Source organism: Mycobacterium sp. 5-140-3-2 (assembly GCF_035666375.1).
In the GTDB taxonomy this organism is placed as follows: Bacteria; Actinomycetota; Actinomycetes; order Mycobacteriales; family Mycobacteriaceae; genus Mycobacterium; species Mycobacterium intracellulare.
On record NZ_CP142025.1, the window covers coordinates 4,878,896 to 4,895,776 of the forward strand.

Here is a 16,881-nt window from a genome sequence, read left to right on the forward strand (position 1 = left end):
GTCAGGTCGCCGAGACGCCGGCCACCAGCAGGTCGAGCATGCGGCCGGTCTGCTCCGATGAACCGCTGACCAAAAAGATGCCGATGAGGCTGGACACCACGTCGTCGGCGCGCACGTCGGCGCGCAGGCTGCCGTCGTCGGCGCCCGCCCGCAACAGCAGCTCGACGGCGCCGACGATGCTGTCGCGGGTCTGGCTGGGTTCCATTGCGCCAGAATCGAAGATCGCCTGCAGGGACTCGGCCATGCCGCGCTTGGCGGCCACGAAGCCCGCGTAGCGGTCCATCCAGCGTCGCAGCGCCGTCGTGGGCGGATGCCGCCCGAGCAGCTGCTCGGCGGCCGCGGCCACCTCGGCGAGCTCGGCCCGGTAGATGGCCTCGACGAGGGCCTCCCGATTGGGGAAATGGCGGTACAGCGTGCCGATCCCGACGCCCGCGTCGCGGGCGATCGACTCGAGCGAGGCCGCCGCGCCGTGCTCGGTGAACGCCGCGGTGGCCGCCAACAGCAGCCGCTCGCGATTGCGGCGCGCATCCGACCTTCCCACCAAAGCGGAGGCACCTCCGTTTCTGCTACGCTGACGAAAGCGGAGGACCCTCCGCATTTTTCCAGTGTCTCACGATCAAGGGAGCACCATGACCGATCTCAACCCCGGCGGCATCGGCACCATCGGATCGCATCCCGTCGCCCGCATGGGCTACGGCGCCATGCAACTGTTCGAGACCTCCCCGCAGGACGCGGCGGCGGTGCTGCGGCGCGCGATCGACCTCGGCGTCAACCACATCGACACCGCGTCGTTCTACGGTCCCGGCGAGGTCAACCGCCGGATCCGCGCGGCGCTGGCCCCCTACCCGGACGACCTCGTCATCGTCAGCAAGGTCGGCGCCCGCTACACCGGCGAGCAACCCATCCCGCTGGCTCCAGCGCAACGGCCCTCCGAGCTGCGCGCCGCCGTCGAGGACGACCTGCGCCAGCTCGGCCTCGACCGCGTCCCGGTGGTGAACCTGCGGCGGCTCGACTCGGGCATCGGCATGGCCGCCGAGGGCGATCAGATCGTCGACCTCGACGACCAGCTGGCCGAGATGATCGCCCTGCGCGACGAGGGCAAGATCGGCGCGATCGGGCTCAGCAGCGTGTCGCTCGACGTGCTGCGGCGGGCGCTGCCCGCCGGCATCGCCTGTGTGCAGAACGCCTACAGCCTGCTGGACCGCTCCCAGGAAGCCGCGCTCGAGCTGTGCGTCGACGAGGGCATCGCGTGGGTGCCGTACTTCCCGCTCGGCTCCGCCTTGCCCGGATTCCCGAAGGTCGCCGACGATCCGGTGGTGGCCGGCATCGCCGGCGAGCTGGGCGTCTCCGGCGCCCGGGTCGGGTTGGCCTGGATCCTGGCGCATGCGCCGAACACGTTGCTGATTCCGGGCACCCGGTCGATCGCCCACCTCGAGGAGAACATGGCCGCGGCCGACGTCACGCTGAGCGCCGAGGCGATCGCCCGGCTCGACGCGGTCGCCACACCCGGCGTCGACCCCTGGGCGCAGGGCGCCGAGCCCTTCCGGGAGGCGTCCCGGAGCTGACTAGTGTGTCAGGCATGGCACGCGCTGACGGGCTCAAGCCGCCCTGGTGGCTGAAGCCGGCGAACAAGGTGTTCATTCAGCTCTCCCGGCTGGGCCTCAGCTTCGGCGGTGAAAGCCCGGTGGTGTTGACCGTGCCGGGCCGCAAGTCCGGCACGCCACGGTCGACGCCGGTGACACCGATGACGGTGGACGGCAAACGCTATGTGGTGGGCGGGTTTCCGGGCGCGGATTGGATCCGCAACGTCCGCGCCGCCGAGCACGCGACGCTGGCCCGCGGCCGGCACCGCGAGCGGGTGAGGATGGTGGAGCTGCCCGCCGACGTGGCGCGCCCGTTCCTGCGGGCGTTTCCCACCGAGGTGCCCACCGGGGTCGGCTTCATGAAGCGCTCGGGGTTGGTCACCGACGGCCGCCCCGAAGAGTTCGAGGCGCTGGCCGGCGTGTGTCCGGTATTCCGGCTGGACCCGGCATAGGAGTTCAAAGACGTTGAGTGACAACCCGTTTGATGCCGACCAGTGGCGTCCCGTTGAGGGCTTCGGCGACCTGACCGACATCACCTATCACCGGCACGTCGACGACGCCACGGTGCGGGTGGCGTTCGACCGGCCCGAGGTGCGCAACGCGTTCCGGCCGCACACCGTCGACGAGCTCTACCGGGTGCTCGACCACGCCCGGATGTCCGCGGGAGTCGGCGTGGTGTTGCTGACCGGCAACGGCCCCTCGCCCAAGGACGGCGGCTGGGCGTTCTGCTCCGGCGGCGATCAGCGCATCCGCGGGCGCAGCGGCTACCAGTACGCCAGCGGCGAGACCGCCGACACCGTCGACCCCGCCCGGGCCGGACGGCTGCACATCCTCGAGGTGCAGCGGCTGATCCGGTTCATGCCCAAGGTGGTCATCTGCCTGGTCAACGGGTGGGCGGCCGGCGGCGGGCACAGCCTGCACGTGGTCTGCGACCTCACCCTGGCCAGCCGCGAGCACGCCCGCTTCAAGCAGACCGACGCCGACGTCGGCAGCTTCGACGGCGGCTACGGCAGCGCCTACCTGGCCCGCCAGGTGGGCCAGAAGTTCGCCCGCGAGATCTTCTTTCTGGGCCGGGCCTACACCGCCGAGCAGATGCACCACATGGGCGCGGTCAACGCCGTCGTCGACCATGCCGAGCTGGAATCCGAAGCCATCGCATGGGCGCGCGAGATCAACGCCAAATCCCCTCAGGCGCAACGCATGCTGAAGTTCGCGTTCAACCTGCTCGACGACGGCCTGGTGGGCCAGCAGCTGTTCGCGGGCGAGGCCACCCGGCTGGCCTACATGACCGACGAGGCCGTCGAGGGCCGCGACGCCTTCCTGGAAAAGCGCGACCCCGACTGGAGCCGGTTTCCCCGGTACTTCTGAGCCCGCCCGCCCGCCTAGACTCGCGTCCCGTGAGCAAGAGTCCGCTTCGCCGGTTCACCGACCAGCTGGTGCTGGCCACCATGCGACCGCCGATGGCCCCGCAGGTGCTGGTCAACCGGCCGCTGATCAAGCCGATCGAGCTGGCGGGCAAGCGCATCCTGCTCACCGGGGCGTCGTCGGGCATCGGCGAGGCCGCCGCCGAGCAGTTCGCCCGCGAGGGGGCCACGGTGGTCGTCGTGGCCCGTCGCCAGGAGCTGCTGGACGCACTGGCCGAGCGGATCACCACGGCGGGCGGTGACGCCACGGCGATCGCCTGCGACGTCTCGGACATGGACGCCGTCGACGCGCTGGTCGCCGACGTCGAGAAGCGGCTCGGCGGCGTCGACATCCTGATCAACAACGCCGGCCGGTCCATCCGCCGGCCGCTGGCCGAGTCGCTGGAGCGCTGGCACGACGTCGAACGGACCATGGTGCTCAACTACTACGCGCCGTTGCGGCTGATCCGCGGCCTGGCGCCGGGAATGATCGAACGCGGCGACGGCCACATCATCAACGTCTCGACGTGGGGGGTGCTCTCGGAGGCGTCGCCGCTGTTCTCGGTGTACAACGCGTCGAAGGCCGCGCTGTCGACCGTGAGCCGGGTCATCGAAACGGAGTGGGGCGAGCGGGGTGTGCACTCCACGGCGCTGTACTACCCCCTGGTGGCCACCCCGATGATCGCGCCCACGAAGGCCTACGAGGGCGTGCCGGCGCTGACGCCGGAAGAGGCCGGCGAGTGGATGATCACCGCCGCCCGCACCCGCCCGGTGCGCATCGCGCCGCGCATGGCGATCGCGGCCAAGGCGCTGGACACCTTTGGCCCCCGCTGGGTCAACGCCGTCATGCAGCGCCAGAGCATCCAGCCCAATCGCAAGGGCGACCGCTGACCGGACCGGCGCGATCGGGCCCGTGTGATAGACACGAGTTATGGAGATCCTGGCCAGCCGGATGCTGCTCCGGCCCGCGGACTACCAGCGGTCCCTGGCCTTCTACCGCGACGAGATCGGCCTGGCGATAGCGCGTGAATACGGCGGCGGCACAGTGTTTTTCGCCGGGCAGTCGCTGCTGGAGCTGGCCGGGTACGGCTCCCCGGACCATTCCCGCGGCCCGTTCCCGGGCGCGCTGTGGCTGCAGGTCCGCGACCTCGAGGCGACCCAGGCCGAGCTACGCGGCCGCGGCGTGTCGATCGCCCGCGAGGCGCGTCAGGAACCCTGGGGCCTGCACGAGATGCACGTGCTCGACCCCGACGGCATCACGCTCATTTTCATCCAGATCCCCCCGGACCACCCGTTGCGCCGCGACACCCGAGGTGAACGGCAGGGAAATTCCGGTTAACTGAGAGGTAACATCTGGCGACGACTCAAGGTACACCCGCGTTTCATGTCATGCCGCATTCGACAATGGATTGCCCCTACCACCAGAATCAGGCCCTGTGAACATCCAATTGTTCCTCTTGATCATTGTCGTAATCACGGCACTGGCTTTCGATTTCACCAACGGCTTTCATGACACGGGCAACGCGATGGCGACCTCGATCGCCAGTGGCGCGCTCAAGCCCAAAACGGCGGTTCTGCTCTCGGCGGTACTGAATCTGGTGGGCGCGTTCATGTCCACCGCCGTCGCCGCCACGATCGCCAAGGGCCTCATCGACTCCAACATCGTGACGCTGGAGCTGGTGTTCGCCGGCCTGGTCGGCGGCGTCGTCTGGAACCTGCTGACCTGGCTGCTCGGCATCCCCTCGAGTTCGTCGCACGCCCTGATCGGCGGCATCGTCGGCGCCACGATCGCTGCCGTCGGCGCGCACGGCGTGATCTGGAAGGGCGTGATCTCCAAGGCCATCATCCCGGCCGTCGTGTCGGCGATCCTGGCCATCGCGATCGGCGCGGTCGCCACCTGGCTGGTCTACCGGATCACCCGCGGCGTGCCGAAGGCCCGCACGGAGGCCGGTTTCCGGCGCGGCCAGATCGGTTCGGCGTCGCTGGTCTCGCTCGCCCACGGCACCAACGACGCACAGAAGACGATGGGCATCATCTTCCTGGCGCTCATCTCCTACGGCTCGGTCAGCAAGACCGCCACCATGCCGCCGCTGTGGGTCATCGTGAGCTGCGCGCTGGCCATGGCGACCGGCACCTACCTCGGCGGGTGGCGCATCATCCGCACGCTGGGCAAGGGCCTGGTCGAGATCCAGTCGCCGCAGGGCATGGCCGCCGAATCCTCCTCGGCCGCGGTGATCCTGCTGTCGGCCCACTTCGGCTACGCGCTGTCGACCACCCAGGTGTGCACGGGTTCGGTGCTGGGCAGCGGGCTGGGCAAGCCCGGCGGCGAGGTCCGCTGGGGCGTCGCCGGCCGCATGGGGGTCGCCTGGCTGGTCACCCTCCCGCTGGCGGGGCTGGTCGGCGCCTTCACCTACGGCATCGTGCACCTGATCGGCGGCTACCCGGGGGCGATCACCGGTTTCGCGCTGCTGGTCGCGGTCTCGGCCACCATCTACCTCCGGTCGCGCAGGGTCAAGGTCGACCACCACAACGTCAACGCCGAATGGAAGGGCGATCTGACCAGCGGGCTGCAGGCCGCCGACCAGCCGCCGCCCGGCGATGACGGACCCACGCTCGGCGGCGTGTCCGCCCGGTACGACTCCGACGACCCGTCGCTGAAAGCCAACGCCTCATGAGCCACATCGGCGACTGGTTCAACTACCAGGCGAGCCTGAAGATTCTGGTCTTCGCGATGCTGGCCGGCGCCGCCCTGCCGGGGCTGTTCGCCCTCGGGATCCGGCTGCAGTCCGCGGGGGCGGGCGACATCAGTCTGGACGGCGCCAGCAACGGCTCCGCCCCGCGGCGCAACCCGATGCTGACTGCGTTGGCGTGGAGCATCTACGCGCTGGTCATCGCGGTGATCGCGCTGGCGTTGCTCTACATTGCCCGCGATTTCATCGCCCATCACACCGGCTATCCGCTGCTTGGAGCGAAACCCAAGTAGCATCGTTTGATGCCCATCGAGTCGGCGAACCGGACGCCGGGGAGAGCTGTATCCGCGTGAACGGATTTCTCAATTCCATCGTCTCGTGGCTCCGCGCGGGCTACCCCGAGGGCGTGCCACCCACCGACACGTTCCCGGTGCTCGCGCTGCTGGCCCGCCGGCTGTCCAACGACGAAGCCAAGGCCGTGGCGTGCGAGCTGGTTCGGCGCGGCGAGTTCGACGACGTCGACATCGGCGTGCTGATCACCCAGATCACCGACGAGCTGCCGTCGCCGCAGGACGTCGAGCGGGTACGGGTGCGGCTGGCGGCCCAGGGCTGGCCCTTCGACGACGCCGATCAGGCCGGGGATCCGGCATAGCCGTACTGCGCGCGCTGCACGTCCCGCCGGGCGCGGCGGCCGAGACGCTGCTGCCCGCCCTGGCGGGCGTGCTGGAGGGACGCGACCCGGCGCTGGTAGCCGTCGGCGACGATCGCGAGTCGGCGGCGCTGCGGGCGGGGCTGCGCGTCGGGGAAACCATCGACGACGACGTGGCCCTGGTGGCGGCGACGTCGGGCACCACCGGCAACCCGAAGGGCGCCCTGCTGACAGCGGCCGCCCTGCGGGCCAGCGCCGCGGCCACCCATGACCGCCTGGGCGGCCCGGGCAGCTGGCTGCTCGCCCTGCCGCCACACCACATCGCCGGGGTGCAGGTGCTGGTCCGCAGCCTGCTCGCCGGCACGTCGCCGGTCGAGATGGATGTCACCGGCGGCTTCGATGAAACCGAATTGCCCAGGGCCATCGGCGCTTTGGGCCCCGGCAGGCGGTACACCTCGCTGGTCGCCGCGCAGTTGGCCAAGGCGCTCGCCGACCCGGCGGCCGCGGCCGCCCTCGCCGAACTCGACGCCGTGCTGCTCGGCGGCGGGCCCGCGCCGCGTCCGGTCCTGGACGCCGCGGCCACGGCCGGAATCACCGTCGTGCGCACCTACGGCATGAGTGAGACCGCCGGCGGGTGCGTCTACGACGGCGTCCCGCTGGCCGGGGTGCGGCTGAGGGTGGCCGACGGGCGCATCGTCATCGGGGGCGCGACGGTGGCCAAGGGCTACCGCGACCCCATCGACCCCGACCCGTTCGCCGAGCCCGGCTGGTTCGTGACCGACGACCTCGGCGCCATCGACGGCGCGGGCGTGCTGACGGTCCTGGGCCGCGCCGACGACGCGATCAGCACCGGCGGGCTGACGGTGTTGCCGCAGCCGGTCGAGGCGGCGCTGTGCAGCCACCCGGCCGTCCGCGATTGCGCGGTGTTCGGGGTGGCCGACGAACGCCTCGGGCAGCGGGTGGTCGCCGCGATCGTGGTGCACGACGGCCGCGTGGCGCCGACTGTGGAGGCGCTGCGCGCGCACGTGACGCGCGCCCTGGACGCCACCGCGGCGCCGCGCGAGGTGCACGTCGTCGACGCGCTGCCGCGCCGCGGCATCGGCAAGGTCGACCGCGCGGCGCTGGTGCGCCGCTTCGCCGGCGCGAGCGATCAATAGGCTGTGCGTCCGTGAGGCGGGGTCGACGGCAGGCGGTGCGCGACGCCGTCGCGGTGTCGATCGGCGCGGCGCTGGTGGCGGCGGCGTTCGTGCTGCCGCGGATGAACCTGGGGGTCCGGCCGCGCCTGGATGTCGGGGCGGAAAAGTTCGCCACCCACGCCGGCTCGGCGCCGATCTTCGGCGAGTGGCTGATCCACGCCGGCTGGGGCACCGGCCCGGCCATTGCCCTCGCCGTCGTCGTCGTCGCGTGGGGACCGACTCTGGCGCAACGACTTTCGTGGCGGGCGCTGACGCTGGGCAGCTGGGCCGTCGCCGGCGGGTGGGCGTTCGCGCTGGCGATGATCGACGGCTGGCAGCGCGGCTTCGCCGGCCGGCTGACCACCCGGGACGAATACCTGTCGCAGGTGCCGGGCGTCACCGACATTCCAGCCACGCTGCGCACGTTCGCCGGCCGGATCGTGGACTACCAACCGCATTCGTGGACCACCCACGTGTCGGGGCATCCGCCCGGGGCGCTGCTGACGTTCGTCTGGCTGGACCGGATCGGTCTGCACGGCGGCGCCTGGGCCGGGCTGCTGTGCCTGCTGGCCGGCTCGAGCGCCGCCGCCGCGGTGGTGGTCGGCGTGCGCGCGCTGGCCGACGAGTCCACCGCGCGGCGGGTAGCCCCGTTCGTGGCGCTGGCGCCGACGGCGATCTGGGTGGCCGTCTCCGCCGACGGATACTTCGCCGGCGTGGCCGCGTGGGGCATCGCGCTGCTGGCCGTGGCGGTGCACCGCCCGGTCCGGTTCCCCGCCCTGACCGCCGCCGCGGCCGGGCTGCTGCTGGGCTGGGGAGTGTTCTGCAACTACGGCCTGATGCTGATGGGGCTGCCGGCGGCGGCGGTGCTGGCGTCCGCGGCGGACTGGAGGGCGATCCTGCGGGCGCTCGGTCCGGCGGCGCTGGCCGCGATCGGGGTGGCGGTGGCCTTCGCCGTCGCCGGGTTCTATTGGTTCGACGGCTATCACCTTGTGCAGCAACGCTATTGGCAGGGCATCGCCAAGGACCGGCCGTTTCAGTACTGGAGCTGGGCCAACCTGGCGTGCGTGGTGTGCGCGATCGGGCTGGGCGGCGTCGCCGGGCTCGGGCGGGTGTTCGACGGGGCCGCCGTCCGTCGCCGCTCCGGTTTTCACCTGCTGTTGTTGGGCGTGCTGGCCGCCGTCGTGTGCGCGGACCTGAGCATGCTCAGCAAGGCCGAGGTGGAACGCATCTGGTTGCCGTTCACCATCTGGCTCACCGCGGCGACCGCGCTGCTGCCGGTGCGCTCGCACCGGATCTGGTTGGCGCTCAACGCCGCCGGCGCGATTGCGCTCAACACGATCATCCTGACGAACTGGTAGGTCCGGTACGAGTGTGAGCTGAGGGCAACGAGTGTGAATCCTGGGCTTTGAGTGTGAACGAGCGGCGGGATTTCAGCGATTTCTCCGCCCTGGCTGCACTCCCAAATCCAACGATTCACACTCAAAGCGCCAGACGCACCGCCGATTCCGCGCTCACAGGCCGGCCGCGCGGGTGATCCGCGCGAAGCGGCTGTCGGGCCCGCAGGCCTCGCGCACCGCGGCGACGTCGTCGACGACGTCGACGTCGGCCAGCGTCTGCACCGTCGCGACGTCGATGCCCGTGTCGCGCAACGCCTTCAACGTCAGTTCCCCGGTGTCGGGCGCCGACATCGGTACGGTGCGCAGGCACTGGGCCATCGCCGGTGCGCCCACGCCCAGCACCCACCAGCCGCCGTCGCGGGCCGGCCCGAGCACGGCCGGCGCCTCGAGCAGCCGGCGCGCGCAGCCGGTCAACAGCTCGGCGGTGACCTGGGGGGTGTCCATCCCGATCTGCAGCACCGGCAGCCCGTCCGACGAGGCGTCGGCGTGCGCGTTGGCGAGGCGTGCGGCGAAATCGTCGCCGCGCTGGGCGATCACGGTGAAGGACGCCAGTCGCCGCCGGATATCGGCGGCGCTCGCGGCGCGGCCGAGGTCCCCGGTGAGGGCGACGACCCGCGCCGCCACCGGCGCGTCGGCCACGGCGTCCAGCGTGTCGAGCAGTGCGGCGGCGGCGATCTCGGCGGCGACGCGGTCGCCGACGCTCGCCGCGAGCCGCGTCTTGGCCCGGCCCGGCTCGGGCGCTTTGGCGACCACCAGCAGCGTCACCGGCAGGGCGGTCACGAGATCACCTTCCAGAAGTCGAGGATCGCGGTGATGCTGCCGCGCAGCGATCCGCTGACCTTCGACTTGCCGCCCGTGCGCGGGCCGTAGCTGACGTCGAGTTCGACGACGCGCCAGCCGGCGGCCGCGGCGCGCACCAAAAGCTCGAGCGGATAACCGGATCGGCGGTCGGCGACGCCCAGCGCCAACAGCGCCTCGCGCCGGGCCACTCGCATGGGCGCGATGTCGTGCACCGGCAGGCCGTGGCGGGTGCGCAGCCGCCAGCTCATGACGACGGTCCCGATGCGGGCCACCCACGGCCAGTGCAGGCCGGGCACCGGCCGGCGCCGGCCGGTCACCAGGTCGGCGCCCTGCTCGAGCGCGGCGACCAGCCGCGGCAGGTCGGCGCCGTCCATCGAGCCGTCGGCGTCGATGACCGCCACGATCGGGGTCGTCGCGGCCATCACGCCCGCGTGCACGGCGGCGCCGTACCCGGCCCGTGGTTCGGCGACGACCCGGGCGCCGTGGCGCGCCGCGACGCCGGCGGTGTCGTCGGTGCTGTTGTTGTCGACCACCAGCGCCCGGTAGCCGGCCGGGATGGCGGCCAGCACGGCCGGCAGCGACTCCTCCTCGTTGAGGCACGGCAGGACCACCGTGACCAGGCCGTCGGCGCCGGGCACGCGTCAGAACCCGCGGTGCGTGCGGGGCTCCTGCGGGAACAGCGGCTGCTGCGAGTGCGTCGGCGGCGCGGTCTGCTGGGTGTGCGTCTGCACCGGCGGTTGGGTGGTCGCCTTGGTGCTCGGCGGCGCATACGTCGTCGTCGGGGGTGCGTGCGTGGTCGTCGGGGGTGAATACGTCGTCGTCGGGGGCGAATACGTGGTCGTCGGGGGCGAATACGTCGTCGTCGGCGGCGAGTACGTCGTCGTCGGCGGCGAATACGTCGTCGTCGGGGGCGAATACGTCGTCGTCGGCGGCTGGGACGTCGTGATGGTCGGCGGCGTGTAGGGCGTCGTCGGGTTGTACGGCGGGTTGTAGGGCGGTTGCCACCCCGGGATCGGAATGGGAATCGGAATAGGAACCGGCACAATAGGATTCGGCCGCGGCGCCCAACCCGGATCGGGGTTGGGCACGACACCGGGGTTGCTCGGCGCCTCGGGAACGGGAGCGACCTGCGGGCCGCCTCCGGACGGGGGCGCGACGTGTTCGGGAGCCGGGACGGTGCCGCCCTGGAACCCGGCGTTGGGCGCCTCGGGCGGGGGTGGGGGCAGCGGCGCCTGCTGCTGGCTCGGCAAGATCGGCATGAATTTGCCCGGGGTGCCGTTCTGCACGCCCACCACCGGCTGCTGGGCGGCGGTCGGGCGGACGGCCACCGCGATCGCGGTGGCCAGCGACGCTAATCCGATGACCGCGAAGGCGATGACGGCGTTGCCGATCACCAGCGACCGCCGCGACAGCTTCGTCGGCGCGTCCTCGCCGGCCTCGGCGTCGTCGCCGAACTCCGGGCCGTAGTCGTAGTCGTCGAATTCGGGGTCGTACTCGTCCATCTCGCCCGGATAGACCCCGCCCTCGTCGGCCATCGAGTACGCCAGCTGCGGCTCCTCGGCGTCCGGCGCGGGCACGACCGTCGTCTCGTCCCCGGTGAGGCCGGCGGCGGGGGCCATCGCGGTCGCGTCCCCGGCGGCGGGGGCCATCGCGGTCGCGTCACCGGTCAGGCCGACGGCCGGCGCCATGGCCGTCGCATCCGGCGCGGACGCCGCCGCCGCGGCGATCGCGGCGCCGCGCGCGAGCGCAAACGTGGGGTCCTCGGCGACCTGCACCCGCATGGTGGACGCGTCGCGCAATTCGTCGGCGACCCGGTTGAGGTCGGGCGAGGCGCCGAGCAGATACACCTCCCCCGGCGCGTCGGGATGCGTGCCGAGGTTCGCCATCATCGTCTGGAACGCGGCGGTAGCGTCCGGGCCCGTGGCGCCGGTCAGCGGCTGGCTGGCCAACACGGTCGGCGGCGCGTCGGGGTCCCCGGCGTCCGGGCCCACCACCGACAGGGTGGCCGTCGCGTCGTCCATCACGAGCGCGGCGCCGGGCCGCCCGGCCGCCCGCATGAGGGCGGCGACGGCCTGCGACTCCGAGAGCACCGCGACGTTGTGAACGCCGGAGTCCTCCAGCGCCCGCCGCAGCTCGTCAGCCCGTGGCTCGTCGGACCAGCACAGGCGCGTGCCGACCAACCGGTGGTTCTCGTCGGCCAACAAGCGATTGGTTCCGACCACGGTCTCGGTGAGCGTGCCGAGCGGGTTGTCGGCGAGATCGATGACGGATTGGTCGATCACGTCGGTGCCCTGGGCGCCCGACCCCAGGAGCGCCAGGCGGGCGACGGGACCGGTGACCGCGACCCCCAAAACGACGTCCATCCCGCTTCTCCTTCACCCTGGCCACCCCGCACCAGCAATGTCCCGGCATCATTACACTTGCGATACCGTCGGCAGTATCAGTCATTCGGCGACAAGGTTCGCCACTAGCGCAGCGTAACCAGCTTTTCGAAGGACAGGACGGTCGCCGCGGAATCGCCTCCGCCCAGCGGCCCGTCCCAGCCACTGCCACGGCAGCCGAACGGAGAATATGTTCGCAAGCGAGCGGTGCATGTGGCTCGGCAGGGCATTCCCCCGCCGGACACCGGCAGCTGCGCCGAAAGTAGTCGTCCTTGAATCCCGGGGGGCATGGTGAGCCAGAGCAGCGACGACACGCCAACCGGCCCCATCGGGGCCCGGGCCCAGCAGGCGCCCGCGCCCCGCATCATCCGCCCGCACGCCACCGGCGGCACGACACCCGTTGCCGCGGGCACGGGACGGCGCCGGGCCATCGTCAGCGACGCGACCGCGGTGGTGCTGTTGGTGCTCGCCGTGTTCTTGCCGTGGAATCTGTACTTCGGTGTCGGGATTCCCGACAGCAGTCCGGCCCTGTTCGCGGTGCTGCTCGCTGTGACGGTGCTCGCCGTCGCCGCCGTCGCGGTGGCCGGTTCCTGGCGGTCGGGCGGCGAGCGGTTCAACCCGGCGTCCGCGGCGCGGCTTCGGTTGGCGCTCAACGCCCCCTATCTGCTGCTGGTGCTCGCCGTCATCGCGTTCGACGCGTACGAGACCGTCCGGTTCGGGGGCACGGTCACCGTGCCCGGCGGGGTGGGGCCCGGGGCGTGGGTCGGCGTCGCCGGCTCGCTGCTCAGCGCCCAGGCGGTGCCGGCCGGGCCGATCCCGGCCGACGACGAGTACACGGGCTGGCATCGCTCCGCCCGGATGATCGGCGCGCTGTCGATGCTCGCGGCGGTGCTCAGCTTCGGGTTCAACCTGTACTGGCGGGTGCGCTACGCGCTGCAAAGCACTAACGGCGCGGCGGAATTCGGCAAGCAGAACATCGCGGTGATCGCCACGGCGGTGGTGTACGGGGTGGTGGCGCTGGTCGCGGTCCTGGTCGCGTCCAGGTGGCTGCTGCAGCGCACCCAGGCGAGCCGGCTGACCACCGTCGCACTGGGTGCGTCGGCATTGGCCGCGGGGATCCTGGTGTGGATCCTGCCCGTCGGCCGCGACCTCGATGCGTTCCACGGCATCGCCCAGAACACCTCGACCGCCGGGGTCGGGTTCGAGGGTTACCTCGCCTGGGCGGCCGGGGCGGCCATCTTCGCGCCGCGGGCCCTGTTCGGTCACCGCAACCCGTCGCCGGCGGAGGAATCCGCGTGGCGGTCCACGACCCGAAATGGCTTGCTGCTCATCGCCGTCTGGGCCGTGGGGTCGATCGCGATGCGGCTCACCGACCTTGTCGTCGGCATCGCCTTGAACTATCCGTTCTCCGGGTACGACAGCGTGGTGCTGGCCGCGTTCGACCTGGTGACCGCGGCCCTGGCGATCTGGCTGCGCCGCCGCCTGGCCGGAATCTCGGCGCGACTGGTCACGTCGCTGTGCGGGCTCGTCGCCGCCCTCAGCGTCGCCCGCGTGATCGTCGGCGTCGCGCTGGCGCCGCGGTTCGCCGACTCGCCCAATTCGCCCGCGCAGCAACCTGTCTACGGCAACGACCTCGCCCAGCAGATCACCAGCACCTTCGACGTGACGCTGTGCGGGCTGGCGCTGGGCATCCTGGCGGCCGCCGTCGTGGCCGGGCAACTGCACGGGCGGCGCCTGGCTCGCCGCGCCGCCCGCAAGCGCGCGGCCGACGCGAATGCGGCGGCGCCGACCACCCGGGTCCGCGTGGGCCAGGCCGCCGGGCCGTCGGCCGCGGCCACCACCCGCATGCCCACCGGGGGGCCCGGCGCGGAGAGCGACCCGCCCACCGCGGAGATCCCGCCGCTGGCCGGCTCGCCCCGGATCTTTCGCGGCGACGACTCCGGCACGCGGCAGATACCGGTGCGGGGGCCCCAGATCTTCCGCCCGCCGCAAACGTAGGGGTTTACCGAAGGGGCGCGAACGCGAACTCGCGCAACCCGTCACCCGGTAAGACCGAAGCGCTAAACCCCAGCACCTCGGCCGCCCGGGACGGGTCGGCGACGATGTGGCGCACGTCGCCGCTGCGATATTCACCGGTGACCACCGGCGACAGTGAACCGCCCCGCGCGTCGCACAGCGCCGCGGCCACCTCGAAGATCGAAATCGGCTGCCCCGAGCAGACATTGGCCGCGAGAAAACCGTCGTCGTGCGCTAGCGCCGCGACGTTGGCGGCGGCCACGTCATCGACGTGCACGAAGTCACGCATCTGGCCGCCGTCCTCGAAAATCCTTGGCGGCTCGCCCTTTTCCAGCGAAGACCGGAAGATCGCCGCCACGCCCGAATACGGGGTGTCGCGCGGCATGCCGGGGCCGTAGACGTTGTGGTAGCGCAGCGCCACCACCGAGCCGCCGGTGGCCTCCGACCAGGCCAGCGCGTAATGCTCCTGCGCGGTCTTGCCGGCCGCGTACAGGCTGCGGGGGCGCAGGCAGGCGTCCTCGTCGACGAGGCGCCACGCCAACTCCTCCCCGCCGACCGGGCACCGGTGCTCGAAGGCCCCGGCGTCGAGGTCCGCGCGCCGGCGCGGCAGCGGGTCCACGCGCCCGTGCCGTCGGCAGTGATAGTTCCCCTGCCCGTAGACGACCATCGAGGACGCCAGCACGAGGCGCCGCACCCCGGCGGCGAACATCTGCGCCAGCAGCACCGTGGTGGCCAGGTCGTTGTGGCCCCCGTAGGCGGGCGCGTCGGCGGCGTCCACGCCGGCGCCCACCATCGCCGCCTGATGGCACACCGCGTCCACGCCGTCCAGGAGCGGGGCCAGCGCGTCGGCGTCGCGCACGTCGACGCGGTGACATCCCTTCGGCAACACCGGGTTCGGGCCGTGCGCGGCGGGCAGCAGGACATCGACGGCGACGACGTCGTGGCCGGCGGCGCGCAGCGCGGCGCCCACCCGCGAGCCGATGAACCCGGCCGCGCCGGTCAACAACACCCTCATGGCAGCTCGATGGGCAGCGTCACCCCGGTGTGCGGCAGGCAGGTGGTGCAGGTGCGGTCGGCGGCGACCCGGCCGATGGCCGCGCGCACCAACGCCTTGAACGGCCCGATGTTGCGTTCGAATTCGGCGAACACGTCGACGGTCCGCACGCCCTCCCCGGCGCTCACGCCGGCGTCCAGGTCGGTCACCAAAGCGATTGCCGCGTAACAGATTTCGAGCTCCCTAGCGAGCACGGCCTCCGGGTATCCGGTCATGTTCACCAGCGAGAACCCGGCGGAGGCGAACCACCGGCTTTCGGCGCGGGTGGAAAAGCGCGGCCCCTGGATCACCACCATGGTGCCGCCGTCGACCACGCCGGGGAGGTCGGTGACCGCCGCGCGCAGCGTCGGGCAGTACGGATCGGCGAAGTCGACGTGGATCCCGCCGGAGTCGAAATAGGTGTCGGCGCGGCCCCGGGTGCGGTCGACCAGCTGATCGGGCACCACGATGGAGCCCGGGCCGAGTTCGGGTTTGAGGCTGCCGACCGCGCACGGCGCGAGCACCCGCCGCACGCCGAGTTTGCGCAGGGCCCACATGTTGGCCCGGTAGGGAACGGTGTGCGCGGAGAATTCGTGCTTGGCGCCGTGGCGGGGCAGGAAGGCGACGTCGTGTCCCTCGATGGCGCCCACGGTGACCGGGGCGCTGGGCGCTCCGTAGGGGGTGTCGACCGTGACGTCGTCGGCGTCGGATCCGAAGAAGGTGTAGAAGCCGCTGCCGCCGATGACTCCGAGCATCCGACCATTGTGGTGCATGACCACGCGGTGATCGCGGGGCCTGGGGAGCGGCGGCCCGCATCCTGGCAGGATGACGTTGTGGCCAATCTCGGGCAGTGGGTTTCGGGTGCGCGGCCGCGGACGTTGCCCAACGCGGTGGCGCCGGTCGTCGCCGGCACCGGCGCCGCGGCCTGGCTGGGATCCGCGGTGTGGTGGAAGGCGCTGCTGGCGCTGGCCGTAGCGCTCGCGCTGACCGTGGGCGTCAACTACGCCAACGACTACTCCGACGGCATCCGCGGCACCGACGACGACCGGGCCGGTCCGGTGCGCCTGGTCGGCTCGCGGCTGGCGGCCCCGCGGGCGGTGCTGGGCGCCGCGCTCGCGAGCCTGACGATCGGGGCGCTCGCCGGGGTGGTGCTGGCGCTGTTCAGCGCGCCGTGGCTGATCGCGGTGGGCGCGGCCTGCATCGCCGGGGCGTGGCTGTACACCGGCGGCTCGAAACCCTACGGCTACGCCGGTTTTGGCGAGGTCGCGGTGTTCCTGTTCTTCGGGCTGGTCGCCGTGCTCGGCACCCAGTACACGCAGGCGTTGCGGGTGGACTGGGTGGGGCTGCTGCTGGCGGTGTCGGTCGGGGCGCTGTCGTCGTCGGTGCTGGTGGCCAACAACCTGCGCGACATCCCCACCGACGCGCGGTCGGGGAAGATCACCCTCGCGGTGCGGTTGGGCGACGCCCGCACCCGCGTCCTGTATCAGGCGCTGCTGGGCACCGCCGGTGTGCTGACGCTGGCGCTCATGGTGGCCACCCCGTGGTGCGCCGCCGGACTGGTGGCCACGCCGCTGGCCCTGCGCGCCATGGCCCCGGTGCGATCGGGCCGCGGCGGCCCGGAGCTGATCCCGGTGCTGCGCGACACCGGGCTGGCGATGGTGGTGTGGGCGATCGCGGTGGCGGCCGCGCTGGCGATAGGTACCTAGAGTGCGAGCAGAGGCAAAGGCCCCCGAAAACGGCGCTGGTGGGGTAC

The 16,881-nt window shown here is 72.1% G+C and carries 18 protein-coding genes; 12 read left to right on the top strand and 6 right to left on the bottom strand.

All coding sequences use genetic code 11. The features are described from left to right. Nucleotide 1: 1 nt before the first annotated feature. Entirely contained in the window at nucleotides 2–544 is a 543-nt protein-coding gene (locus P6281_RS22835; RefSeq protein WP_038537675.1) for a TetR/AcrR family transcriptional regulator, read from the bottom strand. Between the two features lie 85 nt (nucleotides 545–629). On the opposite strand from P6281_RS22835, the gene P6281_RS22840 reads away from it, so the two are divergent. From P6281_RS22840 to P6281_RS22885, 10 genes are all read left to right on the top strand, one after another. Further along, nucleotides 630–1,565 carry an aldo/keto reductase gene (locus P6281_RS22840; protein WP_008261042.1) on the top strand — a complete coding sequence of 312 codons (936 nt, stop codon included), beginning with the start codon at nucleotides 630–632 and terminating at the stop codon, nucleotides 1,563–1,565. Between the two features lie 14 nt (nucleotides 1,566–1,579). After that, nucleotides 1,580–2,035, top strand: coding sequence for a nitroreductase family deazaflavin-dependent oxidoreductase (locus P6281_RS22845; RefSeq protein ID WP_008261044.1), 456 nt, complete (start codon nucleotides 1,580–1,582; stop codon nucleotides 2,033–2,035). A gap of 13 nt (nucleotides 2,036–2,048) precedes the next feature. Next, the gene (locus P6281_RS22850; protein ID WP_008261045.1) at nucleotides 2,049–2,951 is read left to right on the top strand and encodes a 1,4-dihydroxy-2-naphthoyl-CoA synthase; all 903 of its coding nucleotides are present in this window, start codon (nucleotides 2,049–2,051) and stop codon (nucleotides 2,949–2,951) included. Nucleotides 2,952–2,980: 29 nt separating this feature from the next. Beyond that, a complete protein-coding gene (locus P6281_RS22855; protein ID WP_008261046.1) occupies nucleotides 2,981–3,877 on the top strand; it encodes an SDR family oxidoreductase in 897 nt (298 codons plus the stop codon). A gap of 40 nt (nucleotides 3,878–3,917) precedes the next feature. Next, nucleotides 3,918–4,325: a VOC family protein gene (locus P6281_RS22860; RefSeq protein WP_008261047.1), complete on the top strand. Its 408-nt coding sequence runs from the start codon at nucleotides 3,918–3,920 to the stop codon at nucleotides 4,323–4,325. A 97-nt stretch (nucleotides 4,326–4,422) separates the two neighbouring features. Next, entirely contained in the window at nucleotides 4,423–5,661 is a 1,239-nt protein-coding gene (locus tag P6281_RS22865; protein ID WP_008261048.1) for an inorganic phosphate transporter, read from the top strand. Beyond that, nucleotides 5,658–5,969, top strand: coding sequence for a hypothetical protein (locus P6281_RS22870; RefSeq protein WP_008261049.1), 312 nt, complete (start codon nucleotides 5,658–5,660; stop codon nucleotides 5,967–5,969). The genes P6281_RS22865 and P6281_RS22870 overlap by 4 nt, the downstream gene beginning before the upstream one ends. A gap of 56 nt (nucleotides 5,970–6,025) precedes the next feature. Beyond that, nucleotides 6,026–6,328, top strand: a complete 303-nt coding sequence (locus tag P6281_RS22875) for a DUF3349 domain-containing protein (RefSeq protein WP_008261050.1) — start codon at nucleotides 6,026–6,028, stop codon at nucleotides 6,326–6,328. Nucleotides 6,329–6,396: 68 nt separating this feature from the next. Then, nucleotides 6,397–7,482 carry an o-succinylbenzoate--CoA ligase gene (gene menE, locus P6281_RS22880; RefSeq protein WP_008261059.1) on the top strand — a complete coding sequence of 362 codons (1,086 nt, stop codon included), beginning with the start codon at nucleotides 6,397–6,399 and terminating at the stop codon, nucleotides 7,480–7,482. Nucleotides 7,483–7,517: 35 nt separating this feature from the next. Then, complete coding sequence (locus tag P6281_RS22885) at nucleotides 7,518–8,858, top strand: hypothetical protein (RefSeq protein ID WP_008261061.1); 1,341 nt, start codon at nucleotides 7,518–7,520, stop codon at nucleotides 8,856–8,858. A 153-nt stretch (nucleotides 8,859–9,011) separates the two neighbouring features. Here the strand turns inward: P6281_RS22885 and P6281_RS22890 are convergent, their stop codons facing one another. From P6281_RS22890 to P6281_RS22900, 3 genes are read right to left on the bottom strand one after another with little or no spacing between them, the layout of a single operon-like run. Next, on the bottom strand, nucleotides 9,012–9,677 hold the full coding sequence (locus P6281_RS22890) for a TIGR04282 family arsenosugar biosynthesis glycosyltransferase (protein ID WP_008261071.1): 666 nt from the start codon (nucleotides 9,675–9,677) through the stop codon (nucleotides 9,012–9,014). Further along, nucleotides 9,674–10,336, bottom strand: coding sequence for a glycosyltransferase family 2 protein (locus P6281_RS22895; protein ID WP_008261072.1), 663 nt, complete (start codon nucleotides 10,334–10,336; stop codon nucleotides 9,674–9,676). Before P6281_RS22895 ends, P6281_RS22890 begins: the two co-directional genes overlap by 4 nt. Before the next feature lie 3 nt (nucleotides 10,337–10,339). Then, nucleotides 10,340–12,061, bottom strand: a complete 1,722-nt coding sequence (locus tag P6281_RS22900; RefSeq protein ID WP_008261073.1) for a hypothetical protein — start codon at nucleotides 12,059–12,061, stop codon at nucleotides 10,340–10,342. 306 nt (nucleotides 12,062–12,367) lie between these two features. Here P6281_RS22900 and P6281_RS22905 point away from each other — a divergent pair, with 306 nt between their 5' ends. Continuing rightward, nucleotides 12,368–14,077 (top strand): DUF7937 domain-containing protein, encoded by a 1,710-nt coding sequence (locus P6281_RS22905; protein ID WP_095662970.1) that lies wholly within the window; start codon nucleotides 12,368–12,370, stop codon nucleotides 14,075–14,077. Between the two features lie 4 nt (nucleotides 14,078–14,081). Here the strand turns inward: P6281_RS22905 and P6281_RS22910 are convergent, their stop codons facing one another. Next, nucleotides 14,082–15,110 carry an NAD-dependent epimerase/dehydratase family protein gene (locus P6281_RS22910; protein ID WP_008261075.1) on the bottom strand — a complete coding sequence of 343 codons (1,029 nt, stop codon included), beginning with the start codon at nucleotides 15,108–15,110 and terminating at the stop codon, nucleotides 14,082–14,084. Then, complete coding sequence (locus tag P6281_RS22915; protein WP_014385852.1) at nucleotides 15,107–15,883, bottom strand: S-methyl-5'-thioadenosine phosphorylase; 777 nt, start codon at nucleotides 15,881–15,883, stop codon at nucleotides 15,107–15,109. Before P6281_RS22915 ends, P6281_RS22910 begins: the two co-directional genes overlap by 4 nt. 78 nt (nucleotides 15,884–15,961) lie before the next feature. Here P6281_RS22915 and P6281_RS22920 point away from each other — a divergent pair, with 78 nt between their 5' ends. Then, nucleotides 15,962–16,834 carry a 1,4-dihydroxy-2-naphthoate polyprenyltransferase gene (locus tag P6281_RS22920; RefSeq protein WP_008261080.1) on the top strand — a complete coding sequence of 291 codons (873 nt, stop codon included), beginning with the start codon at nucleotides 15,962–15,964 and terminating at the stop codon, nucleotides 16,832–16,834. The last annotated feature ends 47 nt before the right edge of the window (nucleotides 16,835–16,881 follow it).